The sequence below is a fragment of the Pseudoalteromonas rubra genome (assembly GCF_000967655.1).
GTDB lineage: Bacteria > Pseudomonadota > Gammaproteobacteria > Enterobacterales > Alteromonadaceae > Pseudoalteromonas > Pseudoalteromonas rubra_A.
The window spans coordinates 44,785-68,508 of the sequence record NZ_JXYA01000021.1 but is presented as its reverse complement, the minus strand read 5'-3'; the positions used below and the strand labels follow the sequence as shown (position 1 = coordinate 68,508).

The following is a 23,724-nucleotide window of genomic DNA, read 5'->3' as shown; positions in this document are numbered from 1 at the left end:
CTTTTTTATGCCTATGTATCAAGTAACTAAACTGCATTACCACAAGGTGCAAAAAACACTCGATGTGCACTTTGATGATGATCTGAGTCATTCGCTCAGCGCTGAGTTTCTGCGTGTTCATTCACCCTCTGCCGAGGTGCAGGGGCATGGCCCCGGTCAGCAGCAGCTGGTGCTCAACAAGCAGGATGTGACCATCAGCCAGATTGAGCCGGTCGGCCATTACGCGGTAAGGCTGGTATTTGATGACGGCCACAACTCCGGGTTGTTCAGCTGGCAATACCTGAGAAAGCTGTGCGAACAACACGAGACACTGTGGCAAGACTATCAGCAGCGGGTGTCGGCAAAGCACGATGTGCCGATCAAGTTCATGCCATAAGGGCATTCCAGACACAAAAAAGGCGACCGAGGTCGCCTTTTCTTTTATCAAACCTGCTTGAGTTACACCTGGTATTTTTCTACCGACTCGTACAAGTTACGAGCTTGCTCGGACAGTTCCTCACTGCTTTGCGCATTACTGCTGGCGTGCTCCGACGCCACCTGTGCAATATCGCGGATCTTAACCACATTCTTGTTTACTTCTGATGCCACCTGTTTTTGCTCATCAATGGCGGTGGCAATATGCGTACTCATTTCCATAATGGTCTGCACATCTTCGGTGATCATCCCCAGCAGATTACCGGCACGTTCAGCCTGTGCCACACTTTCGTTACCCTGCTCGCGGCACTGCTCCATGATATTCACCACTTCGCGGGTGCGTTGCTGCAAGGTCGAAATAATGCTTTCGATTTCCTGAGTCGAATCCTGGGTACGCTGCGCCAGCGAGCGGACTTCGTCTGCCACCACCGCAAAGCCGCGCCCTTGCTCACCAGCACGGGCGGCCTCAATAGCCGCATTCAGTGCCAGCAGATTGGTTTGTTCGGCAATGCCCCGGATCACATCAAGGACAGAGCCAATGGTTTCACCATCTCGCTCCAACTGTCCTACCACGTCGGATGCCCCACCCAAAGACTCAGACAGCTGCATGATGTGCTCAATGGTTGAGGTCACCTCAGTGCGGCCCAGCTGGGCATTCTTATTGGTAGACTCGGCTTTTTCCGCCGCCGCTTCGGTATTGTGCGAAATATCCTGAATGGTGGCCTGCATTTCAGTTGCCGCCGTTGCCACCATATCGGCTTCATGGAGCTGCTCAGTCATACCGGCACTGGTTTGTGCCGTAGTATCTGACAAGTGATGAGTTGCGTCATTGATGATCGCCAGCGCATTGTTCACATCGCCAATCAGCTCTTTGAAGTCGCCAATCAGGCTATTAAAGTCTTTGGTCATCAGGGTGATTTCGTCGTTACCCGTCTGCTCAATTGGAATGCGCAAGTTGTTCTCACGGCGGATCCGCTCTATGGTCTGATAAACCCGCTCAACCGGACCAATAATCGACCGACTGGTCGACAAAACCAGAATCATCACCAATACCGATGCCACCACAAAGATGCTCAGTGCGGCCATTTGCGCCACCCGGGCATTATCAGCAACTTCTTGTTTGGCTTGCTCAACAATCCTGGCCACCACCGCATCGCTCTGCTCCACACTCTTTTTCATGCTGCCCAAAGCGCCACTGTTAAGGTCCAGGCCCAGCTTGGTCTGTGCGTCTACGAGGTTTCTGAAGCGAGTCTGGTATTGCTTGATCAGCGTCTGGATCTGGCGCTCGTACTGCACCTCAAAGCCTGCGGCTTTAGTTTGACCTTCAAACTTACTGATTTGATCGTCAAACTTCTTCAGGTACTTTAAATCCAGTCGCAGCATAAAGTCTTTTTCTGCCCGTCTGAGCATCAGCATACTGACCAGCAGATCGTCACGCTCTTGCTGCTTCAGCATAGTTTCGACTTCATGAACGGCACTACGCAGCGCGCCATACAGCCCGTCTTTAGGATGCAGGCCGATGGTTTTTTGCAAGTCAACGACGTTGTTAAAGTCGTCTACATAGGTTTGCGCGAGGCGTTCAAACTCGCGTAAGTTGCTGTCGTCAATATCGAACTCAGCAAATATCTCGTCCAACAGACCAGCTTTACGTTGCAGCTCACTGTAGTCCCTGGCATATAAATCTAGTGCCTCAGTATCTTTGTAGAACAAAAAGTTCTTCTCGTGTTTGCGCATAGAGAGCTCATGAATATCCAGCTCCTCCGCATACTGAATGGTTTCATTCAGCTTGCGCATAGTGCTGGCTTCGATCATGATCACTGCCAGCATAACGACTAAAGCCACACCCACTACCAGCGCATTCAACTGCAAGCGCCGCTTAATGGTCAGATTTTCCAGAAATGCCATACGGTTACCCAATTATTACAAGACCTGCAATAAGTATAGATTATTCCGTCAGCAACGCCGCGCACTATTTGTCAATTTTGCACGACTTTATTACTAATTGCGCATTAATTAAGCGGCCTTTGGTGCTTTATTGAGCACCGCCTGCCAAAGCGTGTCATGTAACTCTGTGACATTGCTCCATTGTCCCTTAGTTAGCCACAAAGCTAACGGAGTCGCATCGCTGGGAAAATTAATTTGCTGTCCGGCGGGTAACTCCAGCCATTCATCCAGTGCTTCGGAGTTAAGATAGTTCATCACCTGGGCCAGTCCCAAGTTTTGTAAAGTCATGGCATTACTCTGCTGCTCAAACTGCCCCTGCAAAGGCTTAAGCAAGAGTTTTTTGCCAAATTTAAGCGCCTCGCTGGATAGTTCAAACCCGGCATTGGCCACCACCCCCGACGCGTTGGCAAGATCGGCAATAAATCCTTCGCGCGAAGGGGCACGCAGGTGAATATGATTCAGTGAAGTATCTTTGGCATCCGGGTGATAGCAGTAGAACTCCTTATCCGGAAAGTCTTTCAGCAACTCTACTATGTGTGACAAATCTTCAAATGGCAGATACACCAGTACTTTGTTTGCTATCGACTGATTACCAAAGTCGCCAGGCTGATAAGGGATAAAAGGCGGCACTATGTTTTCTGCGAACGGTTGCCAGTGCACACCCAGATGAATATCAGCGGGTGCAAACCAGCGGATCAATGAGCGCAGTAAAAAGTTGCCACCAAATATCGGCACCTGCGGTGACAAAAAGGCACTTTGGTGACTCATGGCAACGACCGGCACCTTAGCACGGCGTGCAGCCCATGCCGTGATCGGTTCAAAGTCATTGAATACCACGTCATAGCCACGCATATCAAAGCGTCGTACATCTTGAATAAACCGACCAACGCGCAACTGCTGCAGCGTGCCCTGATAGTTTAACCGCCCATGTCGGGTCGCAAAGCTGATCCCGCGCCGGGTTTGATAGTCCCCAAACACCGACATATCAAAATAACGCTCGTCCGGACGACCGGAAAACACGTAATCAACATCAATACCCAAACGTGTAAAGCACTCTGCCATCACCCGGGCACGGGTGATATGACCATTACCAGTTCCTTGTACGCCATATAAAATCTTCATAATTCCCCTACCACTCCTATTGCCAGCAAAGCACATCCGCTGCCTATCATCGCACCCAGAATGACATCAATTGGATAATGCACACCGACTACGATCCTCGATAACGACACACCTGATGCCCACAGCATCAAGGGCAGCGCCAATGCCGGGAAATGCTCCATCAGACAGGTCGCATATAACCAGGCACCCGCACTGTGTCCGGACGGCATGCTAAATTTATCACTCGGTGTAAGCATGGCTTTAACAGCAAGGCAATCACAGGGCCGAACCCTGGCGATACGGTTCTTCAGATAAAGGTAGAGTGGCCGCTCAATAGCAAACGCAACCACAGCACACAAGGCAAACTGCTGCCCAACCGAGTCCATAAACAGTGCGCTCAGGATACCCAGTACCACATAAAGCCCACCGTTTCCGCTTTTCGACAGTGCCAACATCACCATTTTGAACCAGGGCTTACACTCGGGTTTATAAAGGGCAAAATAAAGCGCCGTATCGAGTTTGATGATCTGTGTTTTCATAGTTCATGCTTACATTTGTTCACAATTTCAGCATAGAAGAGCTAAATAACACTGCCACGACAATTTTGTGACACAATTATGTATGTTGATTCAAAGCATTGCGCCCCTACATAATGGGAGTATACTGGACCGTGAATTCAGTTATTTTCGAGGACGCCCGTATGGATTACAGCACTTCCGATTTATGTGACCATTTTGCCGATGCCGTTGATGTATTAGAGCCAATGTTTATCAATTTTGGCGGTCAAAGCGCCTTTAGCGGGCGGATCAAAACGCTTAAGTGCTTTGAGAATAATGAGCTGATCAACCAGGTACTGCAGCAGGATGGGACTGGCCAGGTCTTATTGGTCGATGGCGGCGGTTCAACGCGCCGTGCACTCATCGACATTGAACTGGCTGAACTGGCCATCGAGAATAACTGGCAGGGCATTGTCGTTTATGGCGCAGTGCGCCATGTCGAAGAATTGGAAGAGTGCGATCTTGGCGTCCAAGCGATTGCCTCTATTCCGGTCGCAGCAGACAGCCATGGCAGTGGTGAGCAGGGTATTCCAGTCAATTTTGCCGGCGTGTCTTTCTACGACGACGATTACCTGTATGCCGATGCCACCGGCATCATTATCTCTGCTGAAGAGCTGCTACTGGAAGTCGACGACGAACAGGGCGAATAACACAGCAACTACCTCCTTAATTCTCCGGGTAAAGTCCACCTTTGCCCGGTTCAACCCCATAGATCGACCTGAATTATGAGTAACCACTGGCTTCATATTTATACCGAAGCGGACATTGCCGCTTACTGCACCAGCCGTGAAAACGAACAACGCTTCTGGCAAACCCTGGCTTTTTTGCAACCCAAAGATGACCTAACGCAGGCGCTGCGCGATGCCGCTCAGTTTGGCATTAAGTACGTCCTGGTTGCCATCAACGAAGATCTGGGCCCACGGGCCAACTGTGGCCGGGGTGGCGCTCACCTGGGCTGGCAAGCATTTTTACAACGCTTCTTGAACCTACCCTGTAATCGCTTTTTAACTCCAGATGATGTGTTGCTGCTGGGCGAGGTGCGCTGTGATGATCTGCAACAACAAGGCGCGGACCTGGACAATCGCGATCCGGCACAGCTTAAGCAGTTGCGCGAGCTGAACGGTCGGCTTGATGAGCGCGTAAGCACGGTGATGCGGGCTGTCTTTGATGCCGGGCTGGCACCCATAGTGATAGGGGGTGGCCACAATAATTGCTTTGGCCTGTTACAGGCGTTATCTCAGAGCACTCAGCAGGGCTGCCACGCCATCAATTTCGATCCCCATGCCGATTTTCGCGCGCTGGAAGGACGCCATTCCGGAAACGGTTTTAGCTATGCCTATGAGCAAGGTTATCTGACGGATTACCATGTGGTCGGCATGCATGAACAGAAGAACAATCACACTATTATCAGTGCATTAGATCAGGCCGGATTCAGTTACAGCAGTTACCAGGATATTCTGGTGCGCCGCACGCTGACCCTGACTGAGGCATGCCATACTGGCCTGGCGCGTTTTGCCGGGCAAGCCCCACTGGGAATAGAAGTCGATGTCGATGCCATCTCCGGGATGCCAGTCAGCGCCTATACCAACTGTGGTTTTACGGCCAATGATGCGGAGCATTTTGTTCACCTGGCCGCCCACCAGGAGCACGCCCGCTATTTACACCTGTGTGAAGCGGCACCGGAGCACCACCCACAAGGCTTGCAGCAAGGACTGAGCGATGCCGGTCAGGTATTGGCTTCTTTGGTATGCAGCTACTTACAGGCGCGTAAGACAGGCGTTTAATGTGAGTCTGGCTGAGGCGAAACAGAGGCATCTTCCGGATGCTCCCAACGCCATTGCTTCAGCCAGCTGATCATGCCCACACTGCTGAGGGGTCTGGCAAAGTAATAGCCCTGCGCCGCAAAGGTGTTGAGACTTTTCACAAACTGCAGCTGCTCCGGCGATTCCACCCCCTCACAAATCACTTTGCAGGCCTGGATCTGCTGCATTTCCACAATCCCGCGCACGACACTTTTGAATGACCCCTGATGACCATGATCTGAGGTTAAAGAGCGACCCAGTTTGACGTAATCAACGGTCAGCTGAGGCAACTTAGACAAGGTAACCGGGGTTTCGCCAAAGCTGTCTATGCACAAACGCAGCCCCATAGAGCGTAACCGCGACACCATGGCAATGCCCTGAGGGTCGAGGCTGGTAAACAAACTGGAGGGGCATTCTATGATCAAATCCCCTGGCTTCAGTTGGTGCTCCACCAGCACATGATCGATAAACTCGATGAATTCCTCATGCAGCATTTCCGGGCCAAACAGGTTCAGACTCAGCGGCATCGCAATCCCTTCCATACGCAATGCCAGGGCAATTTCGGCAGCTCGCTCAATCACATACTGTGCAACCGGTAAAGCCAGGCCGGCGATACGGATGTCTTCAATAAATTTACCTGCCGCCAGGATCCCTTGTTTAGGATGCTGCCAGCGCAGCAGCAACTCCAGAAATTCAATGTCACCGTCTTCATTGCGCACCACGGGCTGAAAGTACAGCTCCAGCTCTTTTCTGAAGTCGATATGTGCCAGCTCAGCCAGCCGGGCTTGTTGCTCCAGGCGATTGATTTGCATCTGTTGCTGGTATGGCGCGATCGGGCTGTCGGGTTGACTATCCAGCGCCAGAAATGCGCAGGTTAATAAGTTCTCAAACTGCCCCTGCTCTTCATCGCAATTGACATAACTGGCGCGCGCTTTGACCTCTATGGTGCAGTTGCCTACATTGAAAGGTTTTAATGTGCTTTCAATGATTTCATTGACCATCTGCTCATGCAAATGGTGCTGATTGACCAGGCTACAGACAAAGACAAAATGCAGCCCGCCTAAATGCGCCAGCCGCGATACATCATTACCCAAAGGGATTGGCATGACGTCCGGATGCTGCAAATGTTGTTTAATGCGATTGGCCGACTGGGCCAGTAACAGGTCGCCAAACTCGCGACCGAGGTGAAAGTTCACCTGCTGAAACCCTTCCAGACGGATCATCACCAGCATAGCCGCACTGGGGTCGCGCTGACGAAAATCATAAAACGCAGTGCGAAACCCGGCCCGATCGGGTAATTCGAGAATATCTGCGGTTTTGCTTTCATCTGTGCCTGGCTGTTGCGCCGACTCAGCTGCTGCTCTGGGCAGCATTAGCTCAGCAAAGAACACCGGCAGCAGGGCCGCCACGACCAGACCCGGCGATAACCCCCAGTACAATGCCCCACCCAGCGCCAACACGGCACCAACCATGCTAAGGCACGCAATCAGCTGAAAACGCCATTGTTTGGTGCGCAGGGCCAACCACACATGCAAGAGTAAAAGCGGGATGAGTAAATAAGCAAAATACACTGCAGAATTGGCCAGATAGGCCAGAGCCACCGCCGTGGTGGTCGCATAAATCAGTCGGTGCAATGGCTGCTGGCTGACACTGATAGCGCCAATGCTGGCACTGAGCAAGGCCCCTGCCATAAAAGCCATTAACAGGGGGGACTGAACATCAGAGGCCTGCCAAAATGACGCTACCGACATACTGGCCGTTGCGGCCATAACCCCAGGGTGACAGCATGCCAGCAGCATCAGAATGCTGTGAAAACTCTGTTTTAGCAGCAATTTTTTTGTCATCAACAGGCCATTGCAAAATTCTTACTATTGCACAAGTTTACCCGAAATCCAGGTATTTAACAGGTCATTTACGCCAAACTGATAACTGAGTTCAGCCGGATGACCGACCTGCCACAGCACCATATCGGCACGCATACCGACTTTTAGCACCCCCCTGTCTGACAGACCCAGCGCTTTAGCACCATGACGTGTAACACCCAGTAATGCTTCTTCCGGTGTCATACGGAACAAAGTACACGCCATATTCAGCATCAGACGCAATGAACACAGCGGTGCGGTTCCGGGGTTAAAGTCGCTGGCCAGGGCAATCGGCACATTATGCTGACGTAGTAAATCAATCGGTGGCTGCTGGGTTTCTCGTAAAAAGTAAAACGCCCCCGGAAGCACTACGCCGACCGTACCCGCTTTGGCCATGGCCTTAACACCGGCTTCGTCAAGGTACTCAATATGATCGGCGGACAGGCCATTAAATTCAGCCACCAGCTCGCTACCATGCTGATTAGACAGCTGCTCGGCGTGACACTTCACCTTAAGGCCCAGCTCAGTGGCCTTGGCAAACACGCGACGTGTTTGTTCATTACTGAAGCCCACATTTTCACAAAATGCATCAACCGCATCGGCCAGGGATTGTTCTGCGACCTGGGGAAGCATGTGGTCACATACCAGATCGATATAACCATCGGCATCATCACGATACTCCGGCGGTAGCGCGTGCGCCCCCAGAAAGGTGCTTTGTACACTGATGGGATGATGCTCATCGAGCATGCGGTTGACTTCCAGCAGCTTGATCTCGCTGTCGCAATCCAGACCATAGCCGGATTTACTTTCGACTGTGGTCACCCCTTCGCTGAGCAACGCATTCAGTCGCGTTTTACCAACCACAAACAGGTGCTCATGATCCGCCGCGCGGGTTGCCTTCATGGTTGTTGCGATTCCCCCGCCCTGCTGCGCGATCTCTTGATAGGACACACCATTAAGACGCTGCTCAAACTCCTGGGCCCGTGAGCCGGCAAATAAAATATGGGTGTGGCAATCGATCAGACCCGGTGTCATCCAGGCGCCTTTTGCCGAGATAGTCGGCGTGGTCACCGGATCAAATTCCGGGAGTTCCGACTGCGCACCCAGCCAACAGATCAGCCCATCTTTCACCATCATCGCCCCGTGCTCAATGGCACCATAAGGACGCTCAATCTCCGGGTCCATTGTCGCCAGATTAACATCCAGCACCACTAAATCTACTACCATCACCACGCAATTCCTCATCTCTAACTTGCTGGTTTGAGTGTAGCAAGAAAGCTTGTATATACAATAGAGGTGTGCCATGTTTATCAGTGAGCTATGTTCGCTCAGCCTGACACCCGAGTCGGTTTTTCTTTACTAACCATGGCATGAGATTGTGACAACGCAACCCAAATTTGCACAAATAAAACAACATATCATTGCACAGATCCGCAGTGGTGCCTGGCAGGAAGATCAGCGGGTTCCCTCTGAAAACGCGCTCTCTGCCCAGTTCAGGGTAAGCCGTATGACTGCCAGACGCGCACTCAGTGAGCTGACCGATGCCGGAATCCTGACCCGCAGCCAGGGGCTGGGCACCTTTGTGGCACGGTTTAAATCCCAGTCGTCATTGCTGGAGATCCGCAATATCGCCGACGAAGTCAAAGAACGCGGCGGACATTACACCTGCGTGGTGCTGTCGCTGGAATCCATCGCTGCCATTGCACCAATCGCCATTGCGCTGGGTGTTGAAGTCGACAGTCAGGTGTATCGCAGCGTGCTGGTGCATCACGAAAATGAGCAGCCTTTGCAGGTTGAAGAGCGTTTTGTTAACCCGCAGCTGGCCCCGGATTACCTGCAGCAGGACTTCACCGGGATCACCCCTCATGAATATCTGATCCAGATTGCCCCGCTGACCGAGGCGCGCCATACCGTAGAAGCCATTATGCCCGGCCCCGATATTTGTCAGTGGTTGAACATGTTTCATGAAGAGCCCTGTCTGCAATTGATCCGCAGAACCTGGTCACAAGGGGGAATTGTCAGTTTTGCCCGGCTGATTTCACCGGGCAGCAAATATCGCCTGGGCGGTCACCTGACCTTCAAAAAATAACGGACCTCAGATGGCGTGTTGATAGCTAAACCCAAGCGCTTCGATGGCTGAGCCATCAATGATCCGCGCCTTGCTGTCGTCGCTGGCAAAACTCGGCGGCGCTGTGCCAGCCTGGGCACAATGTGCCTGATAGTAATCCCGCTTCAGCGGGTGGGCAGGTGAGCAAATGTTATAAACGGCTCTGACCTGAGGCCACTGGTTCATGACGCACATAATGGCCGCAACCACATCATCACGATGCACCATATTGACTCGCTCCTGCGCTGAGCTGCGTAATGCTTTGCCCGCAATAAACTGCCCCGGCTCCCGCCCAGGCCCAACCAACCCCGCAAGCCTGAGCACTTTACCGCCATGGGACAACACTAATTGCTCAGCCTGCTGCAAAATGCGCTGACGTCGTGAATCGGTTGCAGCCAGCGCCCCCTGCTCGGTGTAGTGTCCATCTGCATCGGCATACACGCCGGTGCTGGAGCACAGCAAAAACCCGCTCATCTGTAACTCGGTGGCCAAGGCTAATGTTGCTTCTAACGTCTCCAGGTAATTACTGTCTTCCCGCCGGGCACCCGGTGGCATGGCACAAAGCCAAAAAGCCTGCTGCAGCGACACATTATGGACAAGTGTTTTACCGTCATGCACCAGCTGCCGGGATAGCTCATCATCGTGTGGTTGTCGCCGGGTTGCCTGTACCTGCCAGCCCTGAGCCGCAGCCGCTTGAGCAACCGGCATACCCAGCCAGCCGGCCCCGGCCACAACGAGTTTATTGTGCATATCATTTTCCTGTGGTTTTACGCGCTGTGCGCATGATGCTACAGCCCGGCATGCACTGGCAATAGCCCATGACTTTCAAAGCGGTAAGAAAAATGGCTGATTTATTGCTAAAAGTTAAAGTATCTGTCCCTAATGCCGATTATGGATGTAAAGATTATTCGTCAAGTGTTATCAATCAACCACCGTAATTTGTGGCCTTATTGTACAAGATATGATTTGATTGAGGCTTGCCTGATCCCAAGAAAAAGAAAAAACGCATGTTAGAAAATTTATCTCTTCGAAAAAAAATCCTCTTTTTAATTGGCGGTACCATTTCAATTTTACTGGTTGCTGCATCAGGGTATTTCGTTAACCACATTGCCCAGCTTTCCCGGGAAGGGATTGAGCGCGAAGCGCAGAGCCACTTATATGCCGAAAAGCTCTCCATGGAATCTTTCTTTTCTCGTTACGGTGCCATAGTAGAGACCTTTGTCACCAACCCGCATAACGTCAACTGGTTTGATGGCTATACCCAGCGGGAAAAGCCGCTGAGTGCCGACTTGGGCTACCAGGAAGTGAATCAGGACTTTATCCGGATCTCGACCAGCGACGAAAACATTTTGTCCGCCTTTATGGCCTCGGCCCGCACTGGTGAATACTTCAAAGAAAATGAGCGTACCTCTAACTATTCAGACGGTCGTCCTTATTACTCTTATAAACGCCCCTGGTGGCAAGATGCGCTGAGCCATGGCGGATTATACGTCGGTGCGGTGTCGGTCGACATTAATACCGGTGCGGTTTCTGCCGTGGTGCAGCAGCCCGTTTACAATGCCCAGCGCGAACTCGTTGCCGTTGGCGGGGTTGACCTGCAAATCAATAAGATCAGTGAGCTGGTCGAGCAGATCCAGTTCGATGGTCAGGGCTATGGCTTCTTGCTCGACCACAACTATAAGGTCGTGCATTTATCCAAGCGAACAGGTCATCAACTGTCTATCACAGATGAAGGCCCCAATGGCAAAGAAGGCCTGGAAGCGCTGGAAAGACAATTTGCCGACACCCAGGGCTTTGCCGAGCTTAATCGGGCAATGCGTGCAGACGGTGCAGGTGCAGCTAAGGTCACGCTCAAGGGCGTGGATTACTATGTGGTGTTCAACAATGTTAAGCTGGATAAACCTATCCTGGACTGGCATCTGGGCTTGCTGATCCCCGTTAGCCTGATAGAAGAGCCGGTTAACGAAGCCGTAATGAGTACCGTGACAGCGGTGGTCCTTATCCTTGCCATTATTGTTGCGATGATTTTATGGGCCACGCACATGATAGCAGCCCCGATCACGACACTGACCAACACCATGCGCGATATTGCATCGGGCGAAGGTGATCTGACCCGCCGTATCGACATTACCAGTCAGGATGAAGTCGGCCAGCTGGCGCATCATATGAACACCTTTATCGACAAGCTACGCAGCATGATGCTCGATACCGCAGCGCAGGCGCAACAGCTCAGTGGTGCCGCGGCGCAGCTACAGGATGTCTCGACCAACACCAATAATGAGATCCAACAAGAGAAAGAGCAGGTCGACAGTGTCAGTGCCGCCGTAACCGAGATGGCCGCCACAGTCACGGAAATTTCTCGTAATGCCCATGAAACCAATCGTGCCGCGGATCTGGTGCAAAGCATGACTAATGACGGTGCTGCCCGTTCCGGTCAGGCGCAGGAAGTCATGACTGAGCTTGCCAGCCATATCGGTGAAGCGGCTAAAGTTGTGGCAGGCCTTGAGCAGGAAACCAGTAACATAGGTGCCGTAATCGATGTGATCAATGGCATTGCAGAGCAAACTAACCTGCTGGCCTTAAACGCCGCCATTGAGGCCGCCCGTGCCGGTGAGCAGGGTCGTGGTTTCGCGGTGGTTGCTGACGAAGTACGCAGCCTGGCCAGTCGCACGCAAGAATCAACCGACGATATTCGCAATATGATTTCGCGTCTGCAACAAATTGCGCAGCAGGCATCGGTGATGATGCAGCAGGGCCAGGAGCGGGCTGAGGGCTCGGTTGGACAAACCCAGGAAGTGCTGGATGCGCTGCGCAACATCACGGAGTCGGTTAGCACAGTTCAGGATCAGAGCCATCAGATAGCCACCTCAACGGAAGAACAAACGGTGGTCGCGGAAGACATCAATAACAGCCTGAATGCCATTAACGACCTGGTGAACAGTACTGCCAACCATGCCCATTTATTGGCGGATGAAGCTCGGGATCTGAACAGTCTGGCTAAGGCCCTGAACAACACAGTTAACCAATTCAAATTATAATAATACGTTGCTAGCCCGAATGCCGGGCTAGCACTTTTTTCTCGCTTCTTTCATTGCCAGCCTCTTGCTAAAACTTGACTAATGCACCATTGCAGACGATCACTTAAAGGGTGACTCTTTGCAAAATCGTGCTTAATTATGTTTAAAAACCTCAAACTAACGCAGCTGCTTGCGTACTCATTTGGTGCGCTCATTACCCTGATGGCTATCATTTCAATCGTAGCCTGGCTGGGCCTGAGTTCGGGCTATAACAACTTTGTTGAATATCGCACTCTGGCCCGCAATGGCAACCTGGAAGGCCGTGTTCAGGCAAACCTGTTGTTAGTGCGCCTCAATGCCCTGAAATACCTCAAAGAGCAAAATGCGGCCAACATCGCCGGGTTCAATGAGCGCTTTGCACTGCTCAGTGATTTAATGGACCAGGCCCAGCGCAGCATAGACGACCCGCAATATCGCGCTCAGCTCAGTACCAGTGCAGACGAAATTGAACAGTACCGCGCTGCCTTTGAGCAAATTGTGCAACTGTATGCCCGCCGCGATGACATTGTGACCAATCAGCTGGATGTTAACGGGGCCAAAATGCGCACCTTACTGAGTGAAGTGGTGGACACCGCCTATCAGCGTAATGACAGCAAAGCTTTATATGCCGCCGCCAAGCTCGAAGAAACCCTGATGCTGGGGCGCCTGTTTGTCACCAAGTTTTTGGTCACCAACGCCGCTGAAGACTATCAGCGTGCCGTAACTGAGTTTAGTAAGCTGGCCACCTTACTTGATGAACAGGCCGGTGCCTTTGCCTGGCAACCCGCACAGGGCTTGCTGGCGCGCTTTTTACAAAACAAACTGGACTACCTGAGCGGCGTGAAGGCCGTCAATCAGACTATTTCACAGCGCAATCAGCTGATTGAACAACGCCTTAACCTACTGGGCCCGAAAGTAGCCAATACCCTTGAGGACATTAAACTGGACATTAAAGCACGCCAGGACAAGCTGGGGCCCCAGGCACAACAGGCCAGCGAACGGGCGGTGCTGTGGGTTACCATCATCTCGGTGTTAGTGGTGTGTGCCGGTGTATTCCTGAGCTGGTATGTCAGTAAGTTACTGCGCGACCCTATAGGTGGTGAACCCAGGGAGATAGAGGCATTGGCCAAAGCCATCGCCAAGGGCGACCTCAGTTATCAGTTTGCGACCACCAACACCACAGGTATCTACCGGGCGATGTCAGAAATGACCACAACCCTGCGCGATATAGTAGGCAAGATCAAAACGGCAACGGCAACACTGAACGATACCTCAGGCACCATGATCACCGTCACTGAGCAAACCAAAAGTGAAACCGACCAACAGCAGGACCAGTTGACCCAAAGCGCCACTGCCATGCAGCAAATGAGTGCCACGGTGCAGGAAATTACCCAAAGTGCCCAGCTTGCCGCCGATGCGGCCACCGACGCCGATCAACAATCACAAACCGGGATCCAGGTGGTGCAAGCTTCCCGTGAGGCCATGAGTGAGCTGGTTGGCAGCATTCAGCAGGTCAGTGAATCCATTACCCAACTGGAAAGCGAAACCGAGTCAGTGGGCTCCATTTTAGACGTGATCCGCAGCATTGCCGACCAAACCAACCTGCTGGCACTTAACGCCGCGATTGAAGCGGCACGAGCTGGTGAACAGGGTCGCGGGTTTGCCGTGGTGGCCGATGAAGTGCGCAGCCTGGCCAGTCGCACCCAGCAAAGCACCGAAGAGATCCAGACGATGATTTCGCGACTGCAAAGCGAAGCCAAACGCTCGGTAGAGCATATGCATCGCAATGTCGACCATGCCGAGCATTCTGCGGAGCAAACAGAGCATGCTGGCGCGACCTTACAGGCCATTTGCAGCTCAATCAGTACCATTCGCGACATGAACCTGCAAATTGCCAGTGCATCGGAGGAGCAAAACACGGTGTCCCTGCAAATCTCAGAAAGTGTCACTAATATCAGCGAAAGTGCCGCAGAAACGGCGCAGGGCGCGCTACAGGTTTCACAGGATGCCAAAGCATTGAGCAAAGTCGCCAGAGAGCTCAATACGCTGATCGATCAGTTCAGGCTCTAATACGCTCTGCGCGGGTGTTTCGGCCCCGCGCCGCGCTTCCTTTTGCTTTAGATCAACGCCCCACAGCACAACTTTGCTTACACTGGCCTTCTCAATAGCAAAGAGAGTGCGATCGTGATTAAATTACCTCAATGGGATGACTCCCTCATCAACAAGTACAATATCTCGGGCCCCAGATATACGTCTTATCCAACGGCCCTGTCACTGGAGTCGGGCTACGCACAGAACGACCTGGTGGACGCCATTGCCCACTCGCAGAGCCGGGCGCTGTCGTTATACATCCATATTCCGTTTTGTCACCAGCTTTGCTATTACTGTGGCTGTAATAAGATTATCACCCGCCATCAGTCTAAGGCGGATGTCTATCTTGATCATCTGGAGCTGGAAATCGCCGCTCAGGCGCCTCTGTTTAAAGACTACCAGGTGGAACAACTGCATCTCGGTGGCGGCACACCAACCTTTCTGACCACAGCACAAATGACCCGTCTGGTCGCCATGCTGGAGCAGCACTTTAACTTTACACCAGATGCCCAGCGCGGCATTGAAATAGACCCCAGATCGCTGGCCGACGACATGCTGCCAGCGTTAAAAACGCTCGGCTTTAACCGGGTATCATTCGGGGTGCAGGATTTTAATGATCAGGTGCAGGCTGCGGTGAATCGCCCGCAGCAGGTTGAGGAAGTGCTGTCTTTGCTCAAACAGGCCCGCGAGCTGGGTTTTAAGTCCATCAATATGGATATGATCTACGGCCTGCCGCATCAGAGCGTTGCATCCTATCGCGACACCATAGCGCAGCTGATTGAACTCGGCCCGGACCGGGTATCAGTATTTAACTATGCTCATCTGCCGGAGCGATTTGCTGCACAACGTAAGCTCAAAGAAGCCGATATGCCGGGACCACAGGAAAAACTCGCCATATTCAAGCAAACGCTGGAGCAGATGACCGCCGCAGGCTATCAGTTTATTGGCATGGACCATTTTGCCAAAACCGATGACGAGCTGGCTGTGGCTCAGCGACACAATCACTTGCACCGTAATTTCCAGGGCTACACCACTCATGGTAACTGCGACCTGCTGGGTCTGGGCGTGTCGTCTATATCACAGATTGGCAATGCCATTTTACAAAACGAAAAAGACCTGAAGCCTTACTATCAGGCTGTGACTGAGCGCCATAGCGCCATTCATAAAGGCGTGAAGCTCACTCAGGATGACATAATACGCGCCGCAGCAATCAAACAACTGATCTGCCACTTTGAGCTTGATAAAGACGCCTTTGCCAAAGCGCATAGCATCGACTTTGATGACTATTTTGCTGATACCCTGGCGGCGCTTCAGCCACTGGCGGACGATGGCTTGGTTGAGCTCAGCGAGCGGCGTATAGAAGTAACCGCCAGAGGCAACCTGTTTATCCGCATCATCTGCATGTGTTTTGATGCCTACCTGCAACAGCAGATCAAAAACACCCGCTTTTCACGGGTGATTTGATCCCAACAAAGGCTGAGCAGTGCAATGCTGCCAGCCTTACTGTCGTTATAGCTTAAACTTACCTATGGTGCCCGAAAGAGATTTAGCTTCACTGTCTAGGTCATTACAAAACTGATAGGTCTGCTCCATCGCCGCTTTTGTCTGTCTGGCCGTGTCTGATATGACAGTGACATTCTGGCTAATATCTCTGGTTGCAGCTGACTGCTCTTTGGTTGCAGTGGCAATTTGAATATTCATTTCTGACAGCCTGACGATGTGTTCAGAGATCTCTCGCAACGATTTGCCACACTCAGATAACAGCTGGGATGTTTTATGGGTTCCGTCACTGCCATGAGTAATGGTGTTCACCGTCTCGGTTGCAGTGGCATTGAGAGAGTTGATCATGCCATTGATTTCTTCCGTCGACTCTGCGGTGCGCTTCGCCAGATTTCGTACTTCATCCGCTACCACCGCAAAACCTCGTCCCTGTTCGCCCGCCCGTGCCGCCTCGATGGCCGCATTGAGGGCCAGCAGATTGGTTTGCTCAGAAACCCCTCTGATCACCTCCAGAACACCCGAGATTGATTCAATTTCTTTAGAGAGCTGATTAACGGAGAGCACAGAATTGCGCATGATCGACTCTAACTCAGCCATATGACCTATGGTATCCGATACAATCTTCAGGCTTACCTGGGCATTGCCCTCCGTATCCGACGCCACTTGCGAGGCATCCTGCGCGTTATTAGATATATCTGAGACCGTCATATTCATCTGCTCAACCGCTGCCGCCACCGAGTCTGTACTGGATGACTGTTGCTCTGACAGGCCCTGAACATGCTTTACATTCTGATAGACCTCAGCGGCCGTGCCTTCAACATGTTTTGCCGTCTCAGAAACGCTTTTAAACATCTCGTGCAGTTGAGCCAGAAAAATATCAATCTGCTTTCCAAGGTAACCAACCTCGTTATTTTGCTCAACGCCTAGGCGCGCGGTCAAATCGCCGCCCTTGCCGGACAATTCAGTCACGGCATCTGAGATCACTTCTATGGGCTTAAATATCCGATTGGCAAGTAAATTTGCCCCAAGCAAACTGACCACAGCAATCACACAGCCAATCACAATGTTGGTCATAATCGCGGTGTTAATTGCCGAAAACATCTCCTCTTCCGGGATTTCCACAACCACATACCAGTCTAATGAGTCCAGCTTTATTGCCGAGCGCACCACAGCCCTGTCATTGACTTCCTCCGATACCACATTACCTAGCAAAGACGCAATATTCACCTTAGTGCCCACAGCTGACCTGTCGGGGTGGACTTGCACCACATTGTCGGCGTCAACCAAAAAGACAATCCCTGACTCACCGATTTTGTAAGAGCTAATCAGCTCGGTCATAGCACCCAGTGACTGACCCACTCCCGCTAAGCCCACTCTGCGGCCTTTGTCTTCAATGACATAATTGATAAACGCAGTCGCTTCGGTGGACGACTTGTCTACATCAATGGAAATCTCATATTCGGTACCGGAATTGATAAAAATATCCAGCCACGGCTCCTTGTCTGGCTCCACTTTCCTTACAATGCCTGCGGGGGTGTAGTAATTTCTGCTAACAGCAGAAACAATAAACGCAGTATTGCTACTGTTCACACGTTTTACTGAGCCCAGCTCCCGAACGATCATGGCCAGGTCTTCTGACGCTTCCCCATTGGTCATCCAGGCTTTGATAAACTCGCTCTTTGCCAGCGCTCTTGATGGGGCTATGGACGTATAGATATCAAGCTCAACCGCATACTTAATTTGTTTGAGTACGGTGGGGATTTCGGATTGCTCAACCTTCTCAGTTAAAAAGGCACTGATCGTGGTTGCGAATACAAGGGTAACGATGAGTAAGGGCAATATCGTTGCGGTGATCAGAGAAAGTACCAAGAGCTGCTTGAGCTTCATAAATTACCTTGCCGAAATCAAAAGATCTTCCATCAAAACAATATAGTAGAGTATTGCTCTGATTGACAAAGTTTGCAGACCATAATGCAGCAAAAACGCCAAAGCCCCGACCAAAAGGCCGGGGCCCGATATCAAGGAAGCTTGATATCGGGTTGTGAACGTCTCAAAAGGTCGGCCAACTGATGAGCATTAGCTCTGTGGCGCTCTCGTTTGCATAAATAAAAAGAGGGCTCAATGAACAGTTGGATTGGTAGGACCTGAAATTAGTATTTGCGACGATTTATAGAAAAAGTAACTGTCGCTTCTCCAGAATCAAGGTTAAAAGAGTCTAATTTGCCTGAGCAAATAGCCTTATCTCTATATGACCCACCCTCACTCTCAGCAATTACTTTTTGAGGCAACATTTTACCACTTCGGTAATCTTTCATGATAACAAAGCGGAAGTGACAACGAGGAGCTATCGAGCTATCACTAAATTTATATTCCAGGTCTACTAAGCGAACTACATCAGGGTAATTACTATATACGGAAAATCGTTCAGCAGAATTAGCGCTAAGCGTTTCTTGAGGAGCTGGTGAATATGTGGATGTTTGAACGTCTTTACTTGTTAATATGACGTCATAATTTTTTGAGTCATTCTCAACATTCACTTTTATATTTGCGACTGCTGAAGAGCTTAAAACTAAAGCTGATACGCACAATATCTTTTTTAACATAAAAATCCTTTATATTTTGTTATGATAATAACTTCCTGATTCATAAGAAGTCATAAAAGATAGTACACCAGTATCACTCTTTTTTATAGCTAAATTGGGCACAAACTTATTATCTTTATCTAACTCTAAGATCTGCCCCATCTGACCAGAATTTAATCCTAGTTGCTTCCCTAGCTGCTCCATTTCCTGCTGCATCTTAGGCAGAATTTCAGTTTTTAACTGCTCAACGGCCTTGGCATATCGCTCTCTTTCTTCTGGAGTTTCGGCATTTTGGGCTCGCTGGGTAAACTCAGCTATATCTTCTTTTGCCCCTTTAACATCGCCAACTCTACCGTTATAACCAAAAAATACATCCATTAAATTATTAGATAGCTGCATAGCACTTTCTCCTTGTAACCTTTAATCAGAGACAAATTCTAGAACAAAAAAAGAACATTGAACAGTGTTTATGCCCAAACGCAAAAGCCCAGACCAAAGGGCCGGGGCTTTTCAAAAGTTTAATTTAGTTAAAAACTAAAATTAAGCTTTCTTAGGACGAACCAGAACGTCTACCAAAGTCCAGGATGTTTTCTTAGAGGGTTTGGAATGCTGCACATTCATGGAACGTCGCGCTATACAGCAAACCCTTTTGAACATTCTGAGTGGCCCAAACGCAAAAGCCCCGACCAAAAGGCCGGGGCTTTCAAGATAAACTTAATTAATAAAAATTAAGCTTTCTTAGGACGAACCAGAACGTCTACCAAAGTCCAAGATTTTTTCTTAGAGATCGGTGCACATTCACGGATAGTCACAGTATCACCTGCTTGCGCAGTGTTGCTCTCATCGTGTGCGTGCAACTTAGTTGTACGCTTGATGAATTTACCGTAGATCGGGTGCTTAACCTGACGCTCGATAGCAACAACGATTGACTTGTCCATTTTGTCGCTAACTACACGACCTTGAAGAGTACGAGTATTATCGCTCATTATGAACCTGCCTTCTGGTTGATAACTGTTTTAACACGCGCAATATTGCGACGTACTTTTTTCAGCTCGTGAGTCTGAGCCAGCTGACCAGTGCTCGCTTGCATGCGCAGGTTGAACTGCTCACGCAGAAGCTCTAGAAGTTCAGCATTTAGCTCTTCTACGCTTTTGTCTTTAAGTTCGCTAGCTTTCATTTACATTACCGTCCGAGTTACAAAAGTGGTTTTGAAAGGTAATTTACGAGCAGCTAGGTTGAATGCTTCGCGAGCAAGCTCTTCTGAAACACCTTCCATCTCGTAAAGTACTTTACCAGGCTGAATTTCAGCAACCCAGTATTCAACAGAACCTTTACCTTTACCCATACGAACTTCAAGCGGCTTTTCTGTAATTGGCTTATCTGGGAACACACGGATCCAGATTTTACCTTGACGCTTGACGTGACGTGTCATAGCTCGACGAGCTGCTTCGATTTGACGAGCAGTCATACGGCCACGGCCAGTCGCTTTCAAGCCGAAAGAACCGAAGCTAACTTTATTACCGCTATTTGCAAGACCACGGTTGCGGCCTTTGTGCACTTTACGGAATTTTGTACGTTTTGGCTGTAACATTAGTCGCTACCTCTTACTTAGCACTTTTTTTAGCTTTCTTCGGAGCGCGCTTGGCTGGCTTCTCAGCTTCTTGTTTCAGTGGAAGACCACCGATAACTTCGCCTTTGAAGATCCAAACTTTAACACCGATGATACCGTAAGTGGTCAAAGCTTCAGAAGTTGCGTAGTCGATGTCAGCACGAAGAGTGTGTAGAGGTACACGACCTTCACGGTACCACTCAGAACGTGCGATTTCAGCACCGCCTAGACGGCCGCTAACTTCAACTTTGATACCCTTTGCACCCAGACGCATTGCGTTCTGCACCGCGCGCTTCATAGCACGACGGAACATTACACGACGCTCTAGCTGTGAAGAGATACCGTCAGCAACTAGTTGTGCATCAAGCTCTGGCTTACGTACTTCTGCAATGTTGATTTGTGCAGGTACACCAGCAAGCTTAGTTACAGCGTGGCGAAGCTTTTCAACGTCTTCACCTTTTTTACCGATAACAACACCAGGACGAGCTGTGTGAATTGTTACACGGATAGATTTAGCTGGACGCTCAATAACGATTTTAGACACAGAAGCGTTTTTCAATTCCTTAGTAAGGTATTGACGCACTTTGTGATCACCAAAAAGCTGTTCAGAGAAATCTTTTGTATTCGCGTACCAAGTAGATACCCAAGGCTTTGAGATACCTAGGCGAATACCAGTAGGATGAACTTTTTGTCCCATTACTTATATCTCCTAGCTATCTGAAACCACAACAGTGATGTGGCTTGAACGCTTAAGGATGCGGTCTGCGCGTCCTTTAGCACGTGGCATAATACGCTTCATTGTAGGACCTTCGTCTACAAATACTTTAGCCACTTTAAGCTCATCAATGTCGGCACCTTCGTTGTGCTCCGCGTTAGCGATAGCAGACTCAAGTACTTTCTTAACTAATACAGCCGCTTTCTTTGGGCTGTACGCTAGGATTTCTAGCGCGCGATCAACCGGAAGTCCGCGGATCTGATCTGCAACTAGACGTGCTTTTTGCGCCGAACCAGAGGCGAATTTGTGTTTAGCTAATGCTTCCATCATACCCTCCGATTAACGCTTTTTAGCTTTCTTATCCGCAGCGTGACCGCGGTAAGTACGTGTAGGTGCAAATTCACCTAGTTTGTGACCGATCATTTCGTCTGTAACGAATACAGGTACGTGCTGACGACCATTATGGACAGCGATGGTCAATCCGATCATGTTAGGGATGATCATTGAACGACGGCTCCAAGTCTTTATAGGCTTCTTGTCACCGCTTTCCAACGCCTTCTCTACCTTCTTCAGCAAGTGTAGGTCAATGAATGGACCCTTCTTGAGAGAACGTGGCATGGCAATTCCTCAACTATTACTTAGTACGACGACGTACGATAAATTTATCAGTACGCTTGTTCTTACGTGTCTTAGCACCTTTAGTCGGCTTACCCCATGGAGACACAGGGTGACGACCACCAGATGTACGACCTTCACCACCACCGTGTGGGTGGTCTACCGGGTTCATGGCAACACCACGAACTGTAGGACGAACACCACGCCAGCGAGTTGCACCAGCTTTACCTAGTGAACGTAGCATGTGTTCAGCGTTACCTACTTCACCGATAGTTGCGCGACAATCCGCTTCAACTTTACGCATTTCGCCTGAACGTAGACGTAGAGTCACGTACTGGCCTTCACGCGCTAGGATCTGTACATATGCACCAGCAGAACGGGCAATCTGAGCACCTTTACCAGGCTTAAGCTCAACATTGTGTACCGTTGTACCTACTGGAATGTTACGCATAGGCATTGCGTTACCAGCTTTGATTGGTGCATCAACACCAGACTGGATTGCATCACCCGCTTTAACACCTTTAGGTGCGATGATGTAACGACGCTCACCGTCTGCATATAATACAAGAGCGATGTTTGCGCTACGGTTAGGATCGTACTCTAGACGCTCAACTTTAGCTGGGATGCCATCTTTGGTGCGTTTAAAGTCGATTAAACGGTAGTGTTGCTTGTGACCACCACCGATGTGACGAACCGTGATACGACCGTTGTTGTTACGACCACCTGATTTAGAGTTTTTCTCTAATAGCGGAGCGTAAGGCTTACCCTTGTGTAGATCAGGGTTAACCACTTTAACGACGTGACGACGACCCGCAGAAGTTGGTTTACACTTTTGAAGTGCCATAATTCTAACTCCCCTTATTACTCGGCGCCGCCGACAAAGTCTAGCTCGCTGCCTTCTTTAAGAGTAACGTAGGCTTTCTTCCAGTCTGAACGACGGCCGAAACGCATGCCTGTACGCTTAGTTTTACCCTTAACATTTAGCGTGCGAACACCAGTTACTTCTACTTCGAAAAGCTTCTCAACAGCAGCTTTGATTTCTGCTTTGTTTGCATCTTTAACTACTTTGAAAACAATCGTATTGTTCTCTTCAGCAGACACAGTGCTTTTCTCAGAGATGTGTGGAGCAAGGATTACTTTTAAAAGACGTTCTTCACGGATCATGCTAGCGCCTCCTCAAGTTGCTTAACAGCAGCAGCAGTAATCAGTACCTTATCGAAAGCGATTAGGCTTACTGGGTCGATGCCAGCTACATCACGCGTGTCAACCTTGTACAGGTTACGTGCAGAAAGGAATAGATTCTCATCTACTTCTTCAGTCACGATTAATACGTCTTTAAGCTCAAGCTCTTTCAGCTTAGCTACTAGTTCTTTAGTCTTTGGTGCTTCTAGACCAAATTCTTCAACAACTACTAGACGATCTTGACGAACAAGCTCAGAAAGAATGCTCTTGATCGCACCGCGATACATCTTACGGTTAACTTTTTGGCTGTGATCTTGCGGCTTAGCTGCAAAGCTCACACCACCGCTGCGCCAGATTGGGCTGCGGATTGTACCAGCACGTGCACGGCCAGTACCTTTTTGGCGGAATGGTTTTTTACCACCACCAGCAACTTCAGAACGTGTCTTCTGAGCTTTAGTACCCTGACGAGCACCTGCTGCGAAAGCAACAACTACTTGGTGTACTAATGCTTCGTTAAACTCACGTCCAAAAGTAGCTTCGGAAACTTCAAGCGCACCAGCGCCTTTAATTGCTAATTCCATCACTAA

The 23,724-nt window shown here is 50.1% G+C and carries 25 protein-coding genes; 7 read left to right on the top strand and 18 right to left on the bottom strand.

Annotated features, from left to right (window positions below):
- The first annotated feature begins 13 nt into the window (after positions 1 to 13).
- A complete protein-coding gene (locus TW77_RS10430) occupies positions 14 to 376 on the top strand; it encodes a gamma-butyrobetaine hydroxylase-like domain-containing protein (protein ID WP_046004918.1) in 363 nt (120 codons plus the stop codon).
- Between the two features lie 62 nt (positions 377 to 438).
- On the opposite strand, the gene TW77_RS10425 is transcribed toward TW77_RS10430, so the two are convergent.
- From TW77_RS10425 to TW77_RS10415, 3 genes are all read right to left on the bottom strand, one after another.
- Positions 439 to 2,319, bottom strand: a complete 1,881-nt coding sequence (locus tag TW77_RS10425) for a methyl-accepting chemotaxis protein (protein ID WP_046004917.1) — start codon at positions 2,317 to 2,319, stop codon at positions 439 to 441.
- Between the two features lie 108 nt (positions 2,320 to 2,427).
- A complete protein-coding gene (locus tag TW77_RS10420) occupies positions 2,428 to 3,480 on the bottom strand; it encodes an MJ1255/VC2487 family glycosyltransferase (protein WP_046004916.1) in 1,053 nt (350 codons plus the stop codon).
- Positions 3,477 to 3,998 carry a phosphatase PAP2 family protein gene (locus TW77_RS10415; RefSeq protein WP_046004915.1) on the bottom strand — a complete coding sequence of 174 codons (522 nt, stop codon included), beginning with the start codon at positions 3,996 to 3,998 and terminating at the stop codon, positions 3,477 to 3,479. Before TW77_RS10415 ends, TW77_RS10420 begins: the two co-directional genes overlap by 4 nt.
- Before the next feature lie 161 nt (positions 3,999 to 4,159).
- Here TW77_RS10415 and rraA point away from each other — a divergent pair, with 161 nt between their 5' ends.
- Both rraA and TW77_RS10405 read left to right on the top strand, forming a co-directional pair.
- A complete protein-coding gene (rraA, locus tag TW77_RS10410; RefSeq protein ID WP_046004914.1) occupies positions 4,160 to 4,666 on the top strand; it encodes a ribonuclease E activity regulator RraA in 507 nt (168 codons plus the stop codon).
- A 75-nt stretch (positions 4,667 to 4,741) separates the two neighbouring features.
- Positions 4,742 to 5,800 carry a formimidoylglutamase gene (locus TW77_RS10405; RefSeq protein WP_046004913.1) on the top strand — a complete coding sequence of 353 codons (1,059 nt, stop codon included), beginning with the start codon at positions 4,742 to 4,744 and terminating at the stop codon, positions 5,798 to 5,800.
- Here the strand turns inward: TW77_RS10405 and TW77_RS10400 are convergent.
- Positions 5,797 to 7,662, bottom strand: coding sequence for a GGDEF domain-containing phosphodiesterase (locus TW77_RS10400; RefSeq protein WP_082078900.1), 1,866 nt, complete (start codon positions 7,660 to 7,662; stop codon positions 5,797 to 5,799). The genes TW77_RS10405 and TW77_RS10400 overlap by 4 nt on opposite strands.
- 24 nt (positions 7,663 to 7,686) lie before the next feature.
- A complete protein-coding gene (hutI, locus tag TW77_RS10395) occupies positions 7,687 to 8,907 on the bottom strand; it encodes an imidazolonepropionase (protein ID WP_205623863.1) in 1,221 nt (406 codons plus the stop codon).
- A gap of 151 nt (positions 8,908 to 9,058) precedes the next feature.
- Here hutI and hutC point away from each other — a divergent pair, with 151 nt between their 5' ends.
- The gene (hutC, locus tag TW77_RS10390; protein WP_046004912.1) at positions 9,059 to 9,769 is read left to right on the top strand and encodes a histidine utilization repressor; all 711 of its coding nucleotides are present in this window, start codon (positions 9,059 to 9,061) and stop codon (positions 9,767 to 9,769) included.
- 6 nt (positions 9,770 to 9,775) lie between these two features.
- Here hutC and TW77_RS10385 read toward each other — a convergent pair whose 3' ends face one another.
- On the bottom strand, positions 9,776 to 10,537 hold the full coding sequence (locus tag TW77_RS10385; RefSeq protein ID WP_046004911.1) for an NADP-binding protein: 762 nt from the start codon (positions 10,535 to 10,537) through the stop codon (positions 9,776 to 9,778).
- A 257-nt stretch (positions 10,538 to 10,794) separates the two neighbouring features.
- On the opposite strand from TW77_RS10385, the gene TW77_RS10380 reads away from it, so the two are divergent.
- From TW77_RS10380 to hemN, 3 genes are all read left to right on the top strand, one after another.
- Positions 10,795 to 12,825, top strand: coding sequence for a methyl-accepting chemotaxis protein (locus TW77_RS10380; protein ID WP_046004910.1), 2,031 nt, complete (start codon positions 10,795 to 10,797; stop codon positions 12,823 to 12,825).
- Between the two features lie 138 nt (positions 12,826 to 12,963).
- Positions 12,964 to 14,913, top strand: a complete 1,950-nt coding sequence (locus TW77_RS10375; protein WP_046004909.1) for a HAMP domain-containing methyl-accepting chemotaxis protein — start codon at positions 12,964 to 12,966, stop codon at positions 14,911 to 14,913.
- Between the two features lie 114 nt (positions 14,914 to 15,027).
- Positions 15,028 to 16,398 carry an oxygen-independent coproporphyrinogen III oxidase gene (hemN, locus tag TW77_RS10370; RefSeq protein ID WP_046004908.1) on the top strand — a complete coding sequence of 457 codons (1,371 nt, stop codon included), beginning with the start codon at positions 15,028 to 15,030 and terminating at the stop codon, positions 16,396 to 16,398.
- A gap of 45 nt (positions 16,399 to 16,443) precedes the next feature.
- On the opposite strand, the gene TW77_RS10365 is transcribed toward hemN, so the two are convergent.
- The 12 genes from TW77_RS10365 to rplD form a co-directional block, all read right to left on the bottom strand.
- A complete protein-coding gene (locus TW77_RS10365; RefSeq protein ID WP_046004907.1) occupies positions 16,444 to 18,321 on the bottom strand; it encodes a methyl-accepting chemotaxis protein in 1,878 nt (625 codons plus the stop codon).
- A 263-nt stretch (positions 18,322 to 18,584) separates the two neighbouring features.
- On the bottom strand, positions 18,585 to 19,037 hold the full coding sequence (locus tag TW77_RS10360; protein ID WP_046004906.1) for a hypothetical protein: 453 nt from the start codon (positions 19,035 to 19,037) through the stop codon (positions 18,585 to 18,587).
- Between the two features lie 9 nt (positions 19,038 to 19,046).
- Positions 19,047 to 19,415 carry a hypothetical protein gene (locus tag TW77_RS10355; RefSeq protein ID WP_046004905.1) on the bottom strand — a complete coding sequence of 123 codons (369 nt, stop codon included), beginning with the start codon at positions 19,413 to 19,415 and terminating at the stop codon, positions 19,047 to 19,049.
- A 329-nt stretch (positions 19,416 to 19,744) separates the two neighbouring features.
- On the bottom strand, positions 19,745 to 20,002 hold the full coding sequence (gene rpsQ / locus TW77_RS10350) for a 30S ribosomal protein S17 (RefSeq protein WP_046004904.1): 258 nt from the start codon (positions 20,000 to 20,002) through the stop codon (positions 19,745 to 19,747).
- Positions 20,002 to 20,193: a 50S ribosomal protein L29 gene (rpmC, locus tag TW77_RS10345; RefSeq protein WP_046004903.1), complete on the bottom strand. Its 192-nt coding sequence runs from the start codon at positions 20,191 to 20,193 to the stop codon at positions 20,002 to 20,004. Before rpmC ends, rpsQ begins: the two co-directional genes overlap by 1 nt.
- Positions 20,194 to 20,607, bottom strand: a complete 414-nt coding sequence (gene rplP, locus TW77_RS10340; protein ID WP_046004902.1) for a 50S ribosomal protein L16 — start codon at positions 20,605 to 20,607, stop codon at positions 20,194 to 20,196. It abuts the gene before it with no gap.
- A 13-nt stretch (positions 20,608 to 20,620) separates the two neighbouring features.
- Positions 20,621 to 21,322: a 30S ribosomal protein S3 gene (gene rpsC / locus TW77_RS10335; protein WP_046004901.1), complete on the bottom strand. Its 702-nt coding sequence runs from the start codon at positions 21,320 to 21,322 to the stop codon at positions 20,621 to 20,623.
- A gap of 12 nt (positions 21,323 to 21,334) precedes the next feature.
- Positions 21,335 to 21,667 (bottom strand): 50S ribosomal protein L22, encoded by a 333-nt coding sequence (gene rplV / locus TW77_RS10330; RefSeq protein ID WP_010386167.1) that lies wholly within the window; start codon positions 21,665 to 21,667, stop codon positions 21,335 to 21,337.
- A 12-nt stretch (positions 21,668 to 21,679) separates the two neighbouring features.
- A complete protein-coding gene (gene rpsS / locus TW77_RS10325) occupies positions 21,680 to 21,958 on the bottom strand; it encodes a 30S ribosomal protein S19 (RefSeq protein ID WP_010367084.1) in 279 nt (92 codons plus the stop codon).
- Between the two features lie 16 nt (positions 21,959 to 21,974).
- The gene (rplB, locus tag TW77_RS10320) at positions 21,975 to 22,799 is read right to left on the bottom strand and encodes a 50S ribosomal protein L2 (RefSeq protein ID WP_046004900.1); all 825 of its coding nucleotides are present in this window, start codon (positions 22,797 to 22,799) and stop codon (positions 21,975 to 21,977) included.
- 17 nt (positions 22,800 to 22,816) lie between these two features.
- A complete protein-coding gene (rplW, locus tag TW77_RS10315; protein ID WP_010386165.1) occupies positions 22,817 to 23,119 on the bottom strand; it encodes a 50S ribosomal protein L23 in 303 nt (100 codons plus the stop codon).
- A complete protein-coding gene (rplD, locus tag TW77_RS10310) occupies positions 23,116 to 23,718 on the bottom strand; it encodes a 50S ribosomal protein L4 (protein ID WP_010386164.1) in 603 nt (200 codons plus the stop codon). The genes rplW and rplD overlap by 4 nt, the downstream gene beginning before the upstream one ends.
- Positions 23,719 to 23,724: the final 6 nt, after the last annotated feature.